Consider the following 14,204-nt stretch of genomic DNA (forward strand, 5'->3'; position numbering starts at 1 on the left):
CGGCGCCTACTCCTCTCTCTGGAAACACTCAGCGGCACAAACGTTCGGTGCGCCCTCGACGCAAAGAACTGCTTCTTCTCCCCACCTTGCCACCTTCGGGCGGTGTTGGGAGAGTGGTCGATGTTTTTCGGTCCGTACGGACCGGTCTCGGTCACAGGCGCGTCGGCCCTGCTGAGCTGGCCCGTGAACCTTCGCGACTTGGCCTGTTGATAACAGAAAGCATACAAAAGGAATGAAGTGGGTGGGTTGAACCTGCATACGCACCAGTACCGCCGGGCAGCGGTGGAACCGGCGGGTAGGTTGGTTTCCCAGACGGCAGGAATCGCGCCGATCCGCTCGCTCGGCTCGGACGAACCCCATGGAGGGCGTGGCAGATGACCCAGGAGGACGACCACCGGGACACGTCGGGGGACGCCCCGGACGGGCCGGGCGGCGGTGGAACTCCCGAGTCCGCTCCCCGGCCGGAGCCCGGCGGCTGGGCGGCGCCCGGCCAGGAGAACCCGTCCGCGCCCGCCGCACCCCCGGGGGGCCGACCGGGGTTCGCGCCTCCCGAGCGGGAGCAGACGCCCCACGGCCGGCAGCCGGGGCCGGAACAACGGCACCCCGGTCAGCAGGGATACGGGCAGGCTCCCGGCTACGGCCGGTACGGGTACGGGGAACAGGGCCACGGCGGGCAGGCACCCCACGGACAGCCGCCGGGACACGGTCCGCCCCCGGGTTACGGACAGCAGCCACAGTACGGACAGCAGTACGGACAGTACGCCTCCGGGCAGCAGCCGCCGTACGGCGGGGGTCCGCCGGGATACGGTCCTCCCCCCGGTTACGGACAGCAGCCACAGTACGGACAGCAGTACGGTTACGGCGCCCCGATGCCCCCCGGCGCGCCGCGCGCGCCCAAGCCCGGCGTCGTCCCGCTGCGGCCCCTGTCCCTCGGTGACATCTTCAACGGCGCGTTCGGCCTCATCCGGACCAACCCCAGGACCACCGTCGGCCTGTCGCTGATCGTCATGGCCTTCGCCGCCGTCCTGAGCACGCTGGCCTCGACCTGGTTCCTGAACGACTACACGACCTGGCTGGACGAGGTCATGGCCGACCCCACGGCCATGGACCCGAGCGCACCGCTCTTCCCCAGCTCTCCGCTGACCATCGGCCTGGTCTACCTGGGCGAGCTCTTCGTCTACCTCGGCGGATTCATCGTGCTGGGACTGCTCGCCGCGACGATCGGCATGGCCGTCCTCGGCCACCGGCTCACGCCGCGGCAGGCGTGGGAGGCCGCGCGCGGACGGCTGGGCGCGGTCATCGGCCTCGCCCTGATCAAGCTGGGCATCCAGTTCCTCATGTGGATCGTCGCCACGGCCGGACTGGTCGGAGCGGTCGTACTCGGCTTCTTCGTGGGCACGGAGTCGGGTCCGGGCGCCGGATTCGCCGTGGGCGCCGTCGTCTTCGTCCTGGCCCTGGCCGCCGTCGTCGCGCCGAGCACCTGGATCTGGATCCGGCTCTACTACGCCATGCCTCTGGTCGTCCTCGAACGCCTCGGCCCCGGCCGGGCCATGGCCCGCTCCTGGCGGCTGTCCCAGGACCAGTGGTGGCGCACCCTCGGCTACTGGCTGCTGACCGGGCTCCTCGTCCTCGTGGTCGGCATGATCCTCAACATGCCGTTCGGCATCGCCACCGGCGTGTTCGGCTTCGTCGATCCGACCGCGACCTGGTCCGTGGTCGCCTCCGGCGCCCTGACCTACGTGGGCACGGTGCTGGTGTACGCCATCACCCAGCCGTTCTCCGCGGGGGTCAACACCCTGCTCTACGTGGACCTGAGGATGCGCCGTGAGGGCCTCGACCTGAGACTGCACGACGCGGCCCAGGCGGGCTACGAGGCGGGTCCGGAGATCTACCTGCCGGAGCCGCGGACGTGAGGACGCACCTCGCGGCCGTCGATGAGGTGACCCGGGAGGAGGGGCGGCGCCGCGCCGTCGAGGAGCTGAGCGATCCCCTCTACGGGGAGCAGGAGCCGTCGCTGATCGACCGTTTCCTCCTGTGGCTCCGCGAGCTGCTCGCGAGCTTCACGGAGGGTGCGCCGGAGTTCCTGGGCGGCTGGACGGTCCTGGGCCCGCTGCTGGTGCTGGTCGCGGTCCTGGTCGTCTGGCTGATCGTCTGGCTGCGCCCGTCCCGCGACCGCGCGGCCGGGGTGCCCGTGCACGAGAACGCGCCGATGACGGCCACCGACCACCGCGCCGCCGCCGACCGGCACGAGGCCGCGGGCGAGTTCGCCGCCGCCGTCACCGAGAGGCTGAGGGCCGTCAGCGTGGACCTGGAGGACAGGGCGGTCATCACCCCGCGCGCGGGACGCACCGCCACCGAACTGGCCGCCGAGGCCTCGGCCGTACTGCCCGGCGAGGCCGGGGGCCTGCGCGAGGGCGCCCGGATCTTCAACGACGTGGTCTACGGCGACCGCCCGGCGACCGCCGGCTCCGCGCGCGTGCTGCGCGAGCTGGACGCGCGGCTCCGGGCCGCACGTCCCGCCGAGGGGGTGGGGAGATGACGGCCGACGCCCCCGCCGCGCCGCCCAGGGCACCCGCGCCCGGTCGCACGCCGCCGCCCGAGGGCTCGCGTGCCCTGCGTGTGTGGCGCTCGGTGCGCGTCCCGGCCGCCGTGGTCACCGCGCTCGTCACGGTGTCGGTGCTGCTGTCCCTGGGCACCGAGCAGTTCCCCACAGGACACCTGGAACCGGAGTCCGTCTCCCCCGAAGGCACCCGGGCGCTGGTGAACGTACTGGAGCAGGACCGCGACGTGCACGTGACGCGCTCCTCGGCCGCCGCCGAGGAGGCCGTGGCGGCGGCCGGGGACGACACCGTGCTGGCGGTCTTCCTGGACCACCGGCTGCTTCCCGAGGAGCTGGACTCCCTGGCCGCCCTCGACGTGGACACCGTCCTGGTGCGGCCGTCCACGCGATCCCTGGAGGCGTTCGCGCCCGGGGTGGAGATGACCGGGCGGGAGGAGCCCGGCCGGTTCCTGGAGACCGCCTACTCCCCCGGGTGCGACCTGTCGGCCGCCGAGGCGGCGGGCGACGCCCAGGTCGGCGGTGAGCTGTACACGGCTCCCTCAGGCTCGGTGAGCTGTTACCCGGGGGAGGACGGCCACGCACTGGTCCGGGTGCGCGGGGACGGGACGACCACCACGGTGCTGGGCACCGGGAGGCCGCTGACCAACACCGCGCTCGGCGCCGGGGGCAACGCCGCGCTGGCGTTGAACCTCCTGGACGCAGAGGACGTGGTGTGGCTGCGCCCGGACCCGCCCCAGCAGGAGGGCGGTGCGAGCCTGTGGGAGCTGCTGCCGCTGGGACTGCTCTGGTCCCTGGTCCCGCTGGTGGCGACGCTGGCACTGCTGGCTCTGTGGCGGGGACGCCGGATGGGCGCGCTGGTGCCCGAGTCGCTGCCCGTGGTGGTGCGCGCCTCGGAGACCACCGAGGGCCGCGCGGGGCTGTACCAGTCGCGCAAGGCCCGGGACCGGGCCGCGGCGGCGCTGCGCGCCGGGTTCCTGGAGCGGACGGTGCCCAAGCTCGGGCTGAGCGCGGACGCCGGGCCCGAGGCGGTCGTGACGGCCGTCGCGGAGCGGACCGGCGACGATCCCCAGCACCTGCGGGAACTGCTCCACCCCGGACGGCCCGACCCGTACGCGGGAGACGACGACTCGCTGGTCCGGCTCGCCGACGAACTCGACGAACGGGCTCGGAGGCTGCGATGACGCCCACACGCACGGACCAGAGAACGACCACTGAGGTATCGAGAGAGGTAGACGGCACGTGAGCGCCTTCACACCCGAGGCACTGCCATCAGCCGACGAGGCGCGTGCGGCGTTGGTCGCCCTGCGCCGCGAGGTGGCCAAGGCGGTCGTGGGTCAGGACGAGACGGTGACCGCGATGGTCGTGGCGCTGCTGTGCCGCGGCCACGTGCTGATGGAGGGCGTGCCCGGTGTCGCCAAGACGCTGCTGGTGCGCACCGTGTCGGCGGCCCTGTCCCTGGACCACAAGCGGGTGCAGTTCACCCCGGACCTGATGCCGGGCGACGTGACGGGTTCGCTCGTCTACGACCAGCACACCGCGAAGTTCGAGTTCCTCAGGGGACCGGTCTTCACCAACCTGCTCCTGGCGGACGAGATCAACCGGACCCCGCCCAAGACCCAGGCGTCGCTGCTGGAGGCCATGGAGGAGCGGCAGGTGACCGTGGAGGGGAGGCCCGCCGCGCTGCCGGAGCCGTTCATGGTCGCCGCCACCCAGAACCCGGTGGAGTACGAGGGCACCTACCCGCTGCCCGAGGCGCAGCTGGACCGGTTCCTGCTGAAGGTGACCATCCCCCTGCCCCCGCGGGCGGCCGAGGTGGAGATGCTGGGCCGCCACGCGGCCGGCTTCGACCCGGGCGACCTGGAGGCGGCCGGGGTGACCGCCGTGGCGGGTGCCGCCGAACTGCGGGCCGGTCGGCTGGCCGTGGAGGGGGTGCGGGTGGCGCCCGAGGTCCTGGGTTACATCGTGGACCTGTGCCGGGCCACCCGGCAGTCGCCGTCGCTGCAGCTGGGCGCGTCCCCACGCGGTGCGACGGCGCTGCTGCGCACCAGCCGGGCGTGGGCGTGGCTGTCGGGGCGCGACTACGTCACCCCCGACGACGTGAAGGCCCTGGCCAAGGGGACCCTGCGGCACCGGATCGCGCTACGCCCGGAGGCCGAGCTGGAGGGGGCCACCACCGACGGCATCCTGGACGGTGTGCTCGCCTCCGTCCCGGTACCGCGCTGATGGTGGTCACCGGCCGGGCGGTACTGCTGGCGCTGGCGGCGACGGTCGCGGTGGCGCTGTCCGGTCTGATCGGTGCCGTGGCGACCGCGGTCGCCATGGTGGTGCTGGTGGCGCTGCTGGCGGTGGACGTTCTGCTGGCGGCCAGCCCCGGGGCGATGCGCCTGTCCCGGGACGGCGACACGTCGCTGCGCCTGGGCGACTCGGCGACGGTGTCCGTGGTCGTCGCCAACCCCACGCGGCGAGGCCTGCGCGGATCGGTGCGCGACGCCTGGCCGCCGAGCTCGCACGCCGCGCCGCGCGGGCAGCCGCTGCGGGTGGCGGCCGGGGAACGGCGGCGGGTGAGGACCACCCTGACCCCGACACGGCGCGGCGACGCCCGGGCCGCCGGAGTGACCCTGCGCAGTGTGGGACCGCTGGGACTGGCGGGCAGGCAGCGGACGCTGTCGGCGCCGTGGACGGTACGCACACTGCCGCCGTTCCACAGCAGGCGCCACCTGCCGGGCAAGCTGTCGCGACTGCGCGAGCTGGAGGGTCAGCACACGGCGATGGTGCGCGGTCAGGGCAGCGAGTTCGACTCGCTGCGCGACTACGTGCCCGGAGACGACGTGCGGTCGATCGACTGGCGGGCCACGGCCCGGGGCAGCGGCGTGGTGGTGCGCACGTGGCGGCCCGAGCGGGACCGGCGCATCCTCATCGTGCTGGACACCGGGCGCACGTCGGCCGGCCGGGTGGGCGACACCCCGCGTCTGGACCACGCCATGGACGCGGCGCTGCTGCTGGCGGCGCTGGCGGGCAAGGCGGGCGACCGGGTGGACTTCATGGCCTACGACCGGCGCACGCGCGCGCAGGTGCGCTCGTCGGGCAAGGGCAGCCAGGTGGGCCGGATCGTGGAGGCCATGGCACCGCTGGAGGCGGAACTGGTGGAGTCCGACCCGGCGGGGCTGGTGGGGACCGTCCTGGGTACGCAGGGGCGGACCCGGCGGCTGGTGGTGCTGCTGACCGACCTGAACGCGGTGGCCCTGGAGGAGGGGCTGCTGCCGAGGCTGCCCGCGCTGACCTCCCGGCACCTGCTCCTGGTGGCGGCGGTCAGGGACCCCGAGGTGGACCGGATGGCCGCCGAGCGGGGCGGTGCGGACGCGCTGTACCGGGCGGCGGCGGCCGAGCGGACGCTGGGCGAGCGGCGACGGGTGACCGCCGAACTGCGCCGGATGGGCGTGGAGGTGGTCGACGCCGACCCGGAGCACATCGCGCCCGCGCTGGCCGACGCCTACATCAACCTCAAGGCGCGGGGAAGGCTGTAGGGAGGCCGGAGCCGCCGGTCGACGGCGGTGCGACCACCACGGTCGACGGGCTGAACGGGCCCCGCGGTCCGACGCGGTGACGCGGGCCGCGCCGTTCGTGTCCCCGGACCCGACGGTCCGTTCGAAGGCGGTACAGGCCACCACGCGCGGAGCGGTCACGGCCGTGCGCCAACCCCTGTGGTCCCTGTTCCGTCCGCTCGCCCGGGCGAAGACTGATCACCGTCATACGGCCGGGGTGTGACACGCCGTACCGCCTCTTGCGGGACCCGTGCGAGAGCATCTCACCCGGGGACGTCCCGTGCGGGCAGTATGGGGGCATGGCTTCTCCCCCCGGTTCCCATGGCAACGCCTCCTCCGGCGCCGTCCACGGCCAGCTGCTCCAGGCACGCGACATCCACGGAGGTGTGACCCTCCAGGCACCCCCGGCGGCGCCTCCGCCGCCCGCGGATGTGTCCCTGGACCCGCCCCGGCCGGCGACCGCCGTGCGCGGCCGTGAGGAGCTCCTGGAGGCTTTCGCCGAGGCCATGGGGGCCGGAGCCCCGGTTCCGCACGTGTTGACCGGGCCGGGCGGGTTCGGCAAGACCACGGTGGCGGCGGCGCTGGCCGAACGGGCACGGCACGACGGGTGGACGGTGTTCTGGGTGCGGCCGGGAAACGTCGCGGCGAGCATGGTGGAGGCCGCCGTGGAGGTGGGCGGCTCCCGACAGGAGGCCGAGCAGGTCAGGGGGACCCGGCACCAGGCGGCGCGGTGGGTGTGGCGGCACCTGGACGTCGCTCCCCGGCCGTGGCTGCTGGTGATCGACAACGCCGACCGGCCCGAGGAGCTGGATCCGGCGAACCGCCCCGGTGACCAGTTGGGGTGGATGCGGGCGAGCCCGGGCGGGTTCGTACTGGTGACCAGCCGGGTGGACGACCCCGCCCAGTGGGCGCCCGCACGGGTGCACCGGCTCGGGGAGCTGGAGGTGTCGGCCGCGACCGCGGCCCTGGCCGACCACGCGGGGCTGGGCGGGCCCTCGGAGCTCGCGGGCGCGGAGGAGCTGGCCGGACGCCTGGGCGGGGTGCCGCTCGCCCTGCACCTGGCCGGGCGCATCCTGGCCACGCACCGGATACTGTTCCCCGACGCGCACGCGCTGCTGGACAGGCTCGGCGGGGACATCGGCACGCTGGACGAGCTGGCCGCGCCCTTCGTCAGCGGCACCGAAGCCGAGCGCGGGCTGTTGGCGGGGGTGTGGGACCTCTCCCTGCGGCTGGTGGCGGAGAAGGAGCCCACGGCCGCTCCGCTACTGGGGCTGCTGTCGGTGCTGGGGCCGGGCGCCAGCGGGGTTCCGCTGCGTCGGCTGCCGCTGTCGGAGCTGGACGGCGGCGTCCTCGGGCCCCTGGACGGAGCCGGTCTGGCGAGAGCCGTCAACGCGCTGACGGTCCACGGACTGGTCTCCGTTACCTCGTCCCGGGGGGAGACCGCGCTGCGCCTGCATCCGCTGGTGTCGGAGACCGTCCGTGCCGGATTAGAGGAGGGGGACCTCCCCCTGGTGGAGGAGGCCCGGAAACTGCTCGACCGGCAGCGCGACCGGGATCCGGGCTTCGAGGTGCGTGCCCGTTCCGCGATCGCCGAGCTGGACGCCCGGCTGCGCTCCGAGGACGACCCCATCCTGGTCGACAGCATGGTGTCCGGTGTCCGGTCCCTGACCGTGCTCGGCTTTCCCGAGCTCGCGCTCGGCATCATCCGGCCGGCGTTGGCGAAAGCGGTGAAGCTCCTGGGAGAGAAGCACCCGGCCACGCTCCGGGCCAGACACGAGCTGGGCGACGCCCTTCGTGCGCAGGAGCGGACCGGGGAAGCCGAGGAGGTCTACCGTTCGGTGTACCGCGACCGGGCGGCCGTGCTCGGTCACGCGCACTCCGACACCCTGAGCACCCGGCACCAACTCGCCCTGATGACCGGGATCCGCGGCGACCTGGACACAGCCGCAGCGGAGTTCCACGCCCTCTGGGAGGCCCACGGGGAGGAGAACGGGCACCCGACCGCGTTGCAGGCGTTGGAGAACCTGGCCTACGTCCGCATGCTCAAAGGCGACCTGGACACCGCCGAGGACGGTTTTCGGCGGGTGCGCCGGGCCCGGGCACGCACTCTGGGCGAGCGGCATCCGGACACGGTCATGTCCGACTACTACCTGGCCCGGGTCGCCTCCGCTCGCGGGAACCACGCTGCGGCGGCCACGATGTTCGGCCGCGTGGCCGGGATACGTACGTCACTGCTGGGAGAGGACCATCCCCACACCCTGCTGGCGCTGGAGCAGGAGGAGGGGTCCCTCCGTCAGCTCGACGAGGAATGACACCGCCAGGGGTCGTCCCCGTCAGGCCTTGAGCAGGCGCAGCAGCCCCGCCCACTCGCCCGCGCCAACACCGAGTACCGCGTCCTCCCGGTTCTGGGTGTCCCGCACCAGTAGCACGGGACGGTCGGTGAAGGCGGTCTCCAGGCAGCCGCCCTCGAAGCTGCTGTGGGAACTCTTGAACCAGCGGGGGGCGTCGGTGTCCATACTCCGACGATGGCACGGCGGACTCCCCCGGGACAGGCCCTCAGGCCACCGGCACGGCCTGCGGGGCGTTCTCGATGTCGCCCGTCTCGCCCTCCTGGTAGGCCTTCTTCCCCACCGTGAACACGTAGACCAGGAACAGCAGCTCCGCCAGGCCGCCGATGCCCAGGGCGACCGGGACCGGGATGTGGCCCGCCGCCGCGTTGCCGGTCACCAGGCCCTCGATGAGGCCGGAGACGAACAGCACCACGACCAGTCCGAGGGCCACGGCGATGGCGGCACGCGCCTCCTCGCCCAGGGCGCGCACGCGGGTGCGGTCTCCCGGCGCGATGATCGTCCAGCCGAGTTTGAGGCCCACCCCGCCCGCGACGAAGACGGCGGTCAGCTCCAGCATGCCGTGCGGCAGGATCAGCCCGAAGAACACGTCGCCCTGGCCGTGGGCGATCATGATCCCGGCGCCGACACCCACGTTGACGGCGTTCATCAGCAGCACCGCCAGGGTCGGCAGGCCGAAGGCCACCCCGAAGATGATCGCCTGCGCCGCCACCCACGCGTTGTTGGTCCACACCTGGGCGGCGAACGAGCCCCGGGGGTTCTCCATGTAGTAGTTCGCGAACTCGTAGTCGACGTACCGCGCGATGAACTCCGGCGTACCCAGGGCGTGCAGCACGTCGGGGTTGGCCGCGACCCAGGCGGCGGTGGCCCCCGCGACCACCAGCGTGCCCGCCGTGGTGCCGATCCACCACCACCGCAGCCGGTACAGCACCGCCGGGAACACCCGGGTGAAGAACCCTCCGACGTCGCGCCACGCGGACGCGTGCGCTCCGGTCACCGCCGACCTGGCCCGTGCGACCAGCGCGGACAGCCTGCCCACCAGCGCGGGGTCCTGCCCGGAGGAGCGCACCACCGACAGGTGGGTGGACACGCGCTGGTAGAGGTCGACGAGCTCGTCGATCTCCTCACCGTCCAGTGAGCGGCGCCTGCGCACCAGGTCGTCCAGCCGTTTCCACTCCGGGGCGTGCGCCGCGGCGAACACGTCGATATCCACGCATCGGACCCTACCGGTTCGGGCGGTCCCCGGTCCGGCCGGTCGGCGCCCCGGGTCACGGCCGACCTTCGCGAACACACGTTCCGCGCGGCGGGTAATGTCGGGTGGACGGTTTCAGACAGCCCTGAGGGAGCGAATGCTGGTGTCCTATCCCGGCAACGGCGACGCCCGCGACGACGTGTACGGCGTCACCCCGCTGGTCACCGGTGACGCGGTGGTCCTCGACCTGCGTCCGGCCGGCTTCGCCACCAGGGCCGCGGCCCTGGCCATCGACGTCCTCCTCCAGGTCATCGCCCTGATCGCGCTGGGTGTCCTCGTCTCGTGGATCGGCCGCAACCTGGATCCCGCGATCACCGCCGCCGTCTCCCTGGCGGGCACCGTCCTGGTCCTGGTCGGCTACCCGACGGTCTTCGAGACCGTCTCGCGCGGCCGCTCCCTGGGCAAGATGGCGCTGGGCCTGCGCGTGGTGGGCACCGACGGTTCCCCCGAGCGGTTCCGGCAGGCGCTGGGCCGCGCGCTGGCGTCGTTCGTGGAGATCTGGATGACGACCGGCATGATCGCCCTGATCTCCTCGATGATCAACCGGGACGGACGCCGCGTGGGCGACTTCGTGGCCGGGACGATGGTCGTGGAGGAGCGCGCCGGCGGACGCCGTGAGGAGGGCGTCCCGATGCCGCCGCAGCTGGCGGGCTGGGCGATGGGCGTCGAACTGTCCCGCCTGTCCCCGGAGACCGTCGCGGCGGCCCGGCAGTACGTGCTCCGGTACGGGGAGCTGGCCGAGCACACCCGGTACGAGATGGGCGTCCGGCTGGCCGACTCGGTGGCCTCCCAGATCAGCCCGCCCCCGCCGCCCGGCACCACCCCGCCCTACTTCCTGGCCGCGGTGCTCGCCGAGCGGCGCCGCCGCCACGAGGTCGCCGCCGCGCAGCGGGCCGGTCGTCCCCAGGGCGGCCACCAGCAGCCCGGATCCGGATACGGCCCCCAGAGCCACCGGTGGGGTCCGGGGGGCCAGCACCCCTGAGCGCGCCTGAGGCCCTCCGTCAGAGGCGCCAGGAGCGCAGGTAGACCTCCTGGTCGGGGGTGAGCGCGTCGATGCGCACGTCCAGGGCCGCCAGTTCGAGACGCGCCACCTCGGTGTCGGTCTCGGCGGGCACCTCCACCACGCCCGGCGCCAGGTCGGCGGCGTTGCCGGCCAGCCACACGGTGGTCAGGGCCTGGACGGCGAACGACATGTCCATGACGGCGGCCGGGTGCCCCTCCGCCGCGCCGAGGTTGACCAGGCGCCCCTCGGAGAGCAGCAGCATGCGGCGCCCGTCCGCGAACACGTACTCGTCGGCGTGCTCGCGCACGCCCCGGTTGACCTCCACGGCCTCGCGTTCCAGGGCGTCCAGGTCGATCTCCAGGTCGAAGTGGCCGGAGTTGGCCAGGATCGCGCCGTCCTTCATCCGCCCCAGGTGCTCGGCGCGGATGACGCCGCGGTTGCCGGTGACGGTGACGAACACGTCCCCGGCGGAGGCCGCCTCCTCCATCGTGGTGACGGTGTAGCCCTGCATGACCGCGTCCAGGGCCTTGACCGGGTCGACCTCGGTGACGACCACGCGGGCGCCCATACCGCGGGCGCGCTCGGCCAGGCCGCGACCGCAGTAGCCGAACCCCGCGACCACGACGGTGCGGCCGGCGAGCATGGTGTTGGTGGCCCGCAGGATGCCGTCGATGGTGGACTGACCGGTGCCGTACCGGTTGTCGAACATGCGCTTGGTGGCGGTGTCGTTGACCGCGACCATCGGCAGCCGCAGTTCGCCCTCAGCGCTCATCCGGCGCAGCCGGATCACCCCTGTGGTGGTCTGTTCGCAGCCGCCCAGCACCCCGTCGAGCAGGTCGGGGCGGACCAGGTGCGCCGTGTTGACCAGATCGCACCCGTCGTCGATCAGCAGGTGCGGCCGCGACTCCAGGACCGTGACCAGGTTCCGGTCATAGGAGGCCGGGTCCATCCCGGCCCAGGCGTGAACCGAAACCCCGTACTCGGCGACCAGCGCGGCGGCGGTGTCGTCCTGGGTGGACAGCGGATTGGACGCCGCCAGCCACACCTCGGCGCCGCCCGCGCGCAGGGCGCGCATCAGGTTGGCGGTCTCGGCGGTCACGTGCTGGCACGCGGCCACGCGCAGCCCGTCCAGGGGGCGCTCCGCGGCGAAGCGCTCGCGCACGCTGCGCAGCACCGGCATGGAGCGTTCGGCCCAGTCCACGCGGCGGACCCCGGCCCGGGCCAGGCCGAGGTCGGCCACCTCGTGTGAGGGGAGTGTCATCTACCAACCGGATTCGTCTTGCGGGCCCTCGGGCCCGCGGGGGATGGTGGCGCCGCCCGGCGGCGCCCTGCGCGCCCCGGGGAGGCGGGCGTGGGACGGCCCGGGAGCCGTCCCACGCCGGTGCTTCCTCCGGAAGCCGCCGAACTCAGTAGCGGTAGTGGTCGGGCTTGTACGGGCCCGCCACGTCCACACCGATGTAGGCGGCCTGTTCCTTGGTGAGCGTGGTCAGCTTGACGCCGAGCGCGTCCAGGTGCAGCCGGGCGACCTTCTCGTCCAGGACCTTGGGCAGCGTGTACACGTCGGTCGGGTACTCGTCGGGCTTGGTGAACAGCTCGATCTGCGCGATGACCTGGTTGGTGAAGCTGTTGGACATCACGAAGCTGGGGTGGCCGGTGGCGTTGCCCAGGTTGAGCAGGCGGCCCTCGGAGAGCACCAGGACGGACTTCCCGTCGGGGAGGGTCCACTCGTGGACCTGCGGCTTGATCTCCTTCTTGGTGATGCCGGGGACCCTCGCCAGGCCCGCCATGTCGATCTCGTTGTCGAAGTGGCCGACGTTGCCGATGATCGCCTGGTGCTTCATGCGGGTGATCTGGTCGGCCATGATCACGTTGAAGTTGCCGGTGGTGGTGATGAAGATGTCACCGGTCTCCAGCACGTCCTCCAGGGTGCTGACCTGGAAGCCGTCCATGGCCGCCTGGAGGGCGTTGATCGGGTCGATCTCGGTGATGATGACGCGGGCGCCCTGGCCGCGCAGCGCCTCGGCCGCGCCCTTGCCCACGTCGCCGTAGCCGCAGACCACGGAGACCTTGCCGCCGATGAGCACGTCGGTGGCGCGCATGATGCCGTCGGGCAGCGAGTGGCGGATGCCGTACTTGTTGTCGAACTTGCTCTTGGTGACCGAGTCGTTGACGTTGATCGCCGGGAAGGCCAGGGTGCCCTCACGGCGCATCTCGTACAGGCGGAGCACGCCGGTGGTGGTCTCCTCGGTGACGCCCCGGATGCCCTTGGCGGTCTCGGTCCACTTGGTGGCGTCGCGCTCCAGGCTGGCGCGCAGCAGGCGCAGGACGACCGCCACCTCCTCGCTGTCGACGCTGTCGGGGTCGGGGACCGCGCCCGCCCTCTCGTACTCGGCGCCCTTGTGGACGAGCATGGTGGCGTCGCCGCCGTCGTCCAGGATCATGTTGGGGCCCTCGGCGCCCGGCCAGGTCAGCGCCTGCTCGGTGCACCACCAGTACTCTTCGAGGGTCTCGCCCTTCCAGGCGAAGACCGGCACGCCCCTGGGGTCCTCGGGGGTGCCGTCGGGGCCGACGACGACCGCGGCGGCGGCGTGGTCCTGGGTGGAGAAGATGTTGCAGCTGACCCAGCGCACCTCGGCGCCCAGGGCGATCAGGGTCTCGATGAGGACCGCGGTCTGGATGGTCATGTGCAGCGAGCCCATGATGCGGGCGCCCCGGAGCGGCTTGCTGTCCCCGAACTCGGCGCGGGTGGCCATGAGGCCGGGCATCTCGTGCTCGGCGAGACGGATCTCGTCGCGGCCGAAGGAGGCCAGGGAAAGATCGGCGACCTTGAAGTCGAAAGCCATGCGTTCCTCACTCGTGATGGTCGTAGCCTTCCCGATTCTAGGGCCGCCGCCCCGACATCGGAGAGAAACTGACATTGTGATGTCAGATTTGCTTTCACCGGTGGTGGAGTTCGGTTAGGGTCGCGTCCATGGCCGCCCTCGACGATGCTCCGCCCCCGCCCGACCGGTCCTCCCGGCCGACCGGGCCCGTGCCGATCTCCGCGGCCGCCGACCGGGTGGGCACCACCGCGCGGATGCTGCGCTACCGGGAGGGCCTGGGCCTTCTGCCCCGTACCCAGGAGCAGCCCACGGGACGCGGCCACCGGCACCGCCGGTTCACCGAGGAGGACCTGCGCACGATCGCGGTGGGCCTGGAGTTGGAGCGCGAGTTCGACATCCCGCCCGCGGCGCTGGCCTTCGCGCTGCGCGTCCTGGCCGAGCCCGAGGTGCTGGCCCGGGTGCGCGCGCACGGGGAGCGGCTGGGCAGGCTCGCGGCGGCGCCCACGCGCGCGCTGGACTTCGAGCAGGAGAAGGCGATGCGGCTGCTGCACGGCCGTCGCCCCTGATCCCCGCCCCGGGCACCGCTCGCTTCCGGTGGCTTGCGGGCACCGGCCGCCTCGGCCTCGGCGCACACCTGGTTTACACGCGGACGCGGCCGGTAGCGGCCACGGGCCTGG

12 protein-coding genes are annotated in these 14,204 nt (G+C 73.0%); 8 read left to right on the forward strand and 4 right to left on the reverse strand.

The genetic code is table 11. The features are described 5' to 3' along the window. Window positions 1-374 precede the first annotated feature (374 nt). The 6 genes from FYX01_RS07990 to FYX01_RS08015 all read left to right on the forward strand — a co-directional run bounded on the left by FYX01_RS07990 (window position 375) and on the right by FYX01_RS08015 (window position 8,414). Window positions 375-1,913: a DUF7847 domain-containing protein gene (locus FYX01_RS07990; RefSeq protein ID WP_150239118.1), complete on the forward strand. Its 1,539-nt coding sequence runs from the start codon at window positions 375-377 to the stop codon at window positions 1,911-1,913. Continuing rightward, window positions 1,910-2,539: a DUF4129 domain-containing protein gene (locus FYX01_RS07995; RefSeq protein WP_150239120.1), complete on the forward strand. Its 630-nt coding sequence runs from the start codon at window positions 1,910-1,912 to the stop codon at window positions 2,537-2,539. Before FYX01_RS07990 ends, FYX01_RS07995 begins: the two co-directional genes overlap by 4 nt. After that, window positions 2,536-3,741 carry a DUF4350 domain-containing protein gene (locus FYX01_RS08000; RefSeq protein WP_150239122.1) on the forward strand — a complete coding sequence of 402 codons (1,206 nt, stop codon included), beginning with the start codon at window positions 2,536-2,538 and terminating at the stop codon, window positions 3,739-3,741. The genes FYX01_RS07995 and FYX01_RS08000 overlap by 4 nt, the downstream gene beginning before the upstream one ends. Before the next feature lie 58 nt (window positions 3,742-3,799). Beyond that, on the forward strand, window positions 3,800-4,783 hold the full coding sequence (locus FYX01_RS08005) for an AAA family ATPase (protein WP_150239124.1): 984 nt from the start codon (window positions 3,800-3,802) through the stop codon (window positions 4,781-4,783). Further along, window positions 4,783-6,084: a DUF58 domain-containing protein gene (locus tag FYX01_RS08010; RefSeq protein WP_150239126.1), complete on the forward strand. Its 1,302-nt coding sequence runs from the start codon at window positions 4,783-4,785 to the stop codon at window positions 6,082-6,084. Before FYX01_RS08005 ends, FYX01_RS08010 begins: the two co-directional genes overlap by 1 nt. 317 nt (window positions 6,085-6,401) lie before the next feature. Further along, entirely contained in the window at window positions 6,402-8,414 is a 2,013-nt protein-coding gene (locus tag FYX01_RS08015) for a tetratricopeptide repeat protein (RefSeq protein ID WP_150239128.1), read from the forward strand. Window positions 8,415-8,435: 21 nt separating this feature from the next. On the opposite strand, the gene FYX01_RS08020 is transcribed toward FYX01_RS08015, so the two are convergent. Both FYX01_RS08020 and FYX01_RS08025 read right to left on the reverse strand, forming a co-directional pair. Beyond that, window positions 8,436-8,618 (reverse strand): DUF397 domain-containing protein, encoded by a 183-nt coding sequence (locus FYX01_RS08020; protein ID WP_150239130.1) that lies wholly within the window; start codon window positions 8,616-8,618, stop codon window positions 8,436-8,438. A 40-nt stretch (window positions 8,619-8,658) separates the two neighbouring features. After that, complete coding sequence (locus tag FYX01_RS08025; RefSeq protein WP_150239132.1) at window positions 8,659-9,663, reverse strand: stage II sporulation protein M; 1,005 nt, start codon at window positions 9,661-9,663, stop codon at window positions 8,659-8,661. A gap of 136 nt (window positions 9,664-9,799) precedes the next feature. Here FYX01_RS08025 and FYX01_RS08030 point away from each other — a divergent pair, with 136 nt between their 5' ends. Then, a complete protein-coding gene (locus FYX01_RS08030) occupies window positions 9,800-10,684 on the forward strand; it encodes an RDD family protein (RefSeq protein WP_150239135.1) in 885 nt (294 codons plus the stop codon). 19 nt (window positions 10,685-10,703) lie between these two features. On the opposite strand, the gene ahcY (FYX01_RS08035) is transcribed toward FYX01_RS08030, so the two are convergent. Together ahcY (FYX01_RS08035) and ahcY (FYX01_RS08040) are read right to left on the reverse strand one after the other, a co-directional pair. After that, window positions 10,704-11,966, reverse strand: a complete 1,263-nt coding sequence (gene ahcY / locus FYX01_RS08035) for an adenosylhomocysteinase (RefSeq protein WP_150239137.1) — start codon at window positions 11,964-11,966, stop codon at window positions 10,704-10,706. Between the two features lie 145 nt (window positions 11,967-12,111). After that, window positions 12,112-13,548 (reverse strand): adenosylhomocysteinase, encoded by a 1,437-nt coding sequence (gene ahcY / locus FYX01_RS08040; protein ID WP_150239139.1) that lies wholly within the window; start codon window positions 13,546-13,548, stop codon window positions 12,112-12,114. Window positions 13,549-13,676: 128 nt separating this feature from the next. Between ahcY (FYX01_RS08040) and FYX01_RS08045 the strand changes: the two genes are divergently transcribed. Continuing rightward, a complete protein-coding gene (locus tag FYX01_RS08045) occupies window positions 13,677-14,093 on the forward strand; it encodes a MerR family transcriptional regulator (protein WP_150239140.1) in 417 nt (138 codons plus the stop codon). The last annotated feature ends 111 nt before the right edge of the window (window positions 14,094-14,204 follow it).

Origin of the sequence: Nocardiopsis quinghaiensis (genome assembly GCF_008638365.1) — a bacterium.
GTDB classification, from domain to species: domain Bacteria; phylum Actinomycetota; class Actinomycetes; order Streptosporangiales; family Streptosporangiaceae; genus Nocardiopsis; species Nocardiopsis quinghaiensis.

What these genes read in the sequence shown, in the direction of transcription:
- FYX01_RS08045 (WP_150239140.1), top strand. Translation starts at nt 13,677, where the DNA reads ATGGCCGCCCTCGACGATGCTCCGCCCCCGCCCGACCGGTCCTCCCGG.
- ahcY (WP_150239139.1), bottom strand. Translation starts at nt 13,548, where the DNA reads ATGGCTTTCGACTTCAAGGTCGCCGATCTTTCCCTGGCCTCCTTCGGC.
- FYX01_RS08030 (WP_150239135.1), top strand. Translation starts at nt 9,800, where the DNA reads ATGCTGGTGTCCTATCCCGGCAACGGCGACGCCCGCGACGACGTGTAC.
- FYX01_RS07990 (WP_150239118.1), top strand. Translation starts at nt 375, where the DNA reads ATGACCCAGGAGGACGACCACCGGGACACGTCGGGGGACGCCCCGGAC.
- FYX01_RS08015 (WP_150239128.1), top strand. Translation starts at nt 6,402, where the DNA reads ATGGCTTCTCCCCCCGGTTCCCATGGCAACGCCTCCTCCGGCGCCGTC.
- ahcY (WP_150239137.1), bottom strand. Translation starts at nt 11,966, where the DNA reads ATGACACTCCCCTCACACGAGGTGGCCGACCTCGGCCTGGCCCGGGCC.
- FYX01_RS08010 (WP_150239126.1), top strand. Translation starts at nt 4,783, where the DNA reads ATGGTGGTCACCGGCCGGGCGGTACTGCTGGCGCTGGCGGCGACGGTC.
- FYX01_RS08020 (WP_150239130.1), bottom strand. Translation starts at nt 8,618, where the DNA reads ATGGACACCGACGCCCCCCGCTGGTTCAAGAGTTCCCACAGCAGCTTC.
- FYX01_RS08000 (WP_150239122.1), top strand. Translation starts at nt 2,536, where the DNA reads ATGACGGCCGACGCCCCCGCCGCGCCGCCCAGGGCACCCGCGCCCGGT.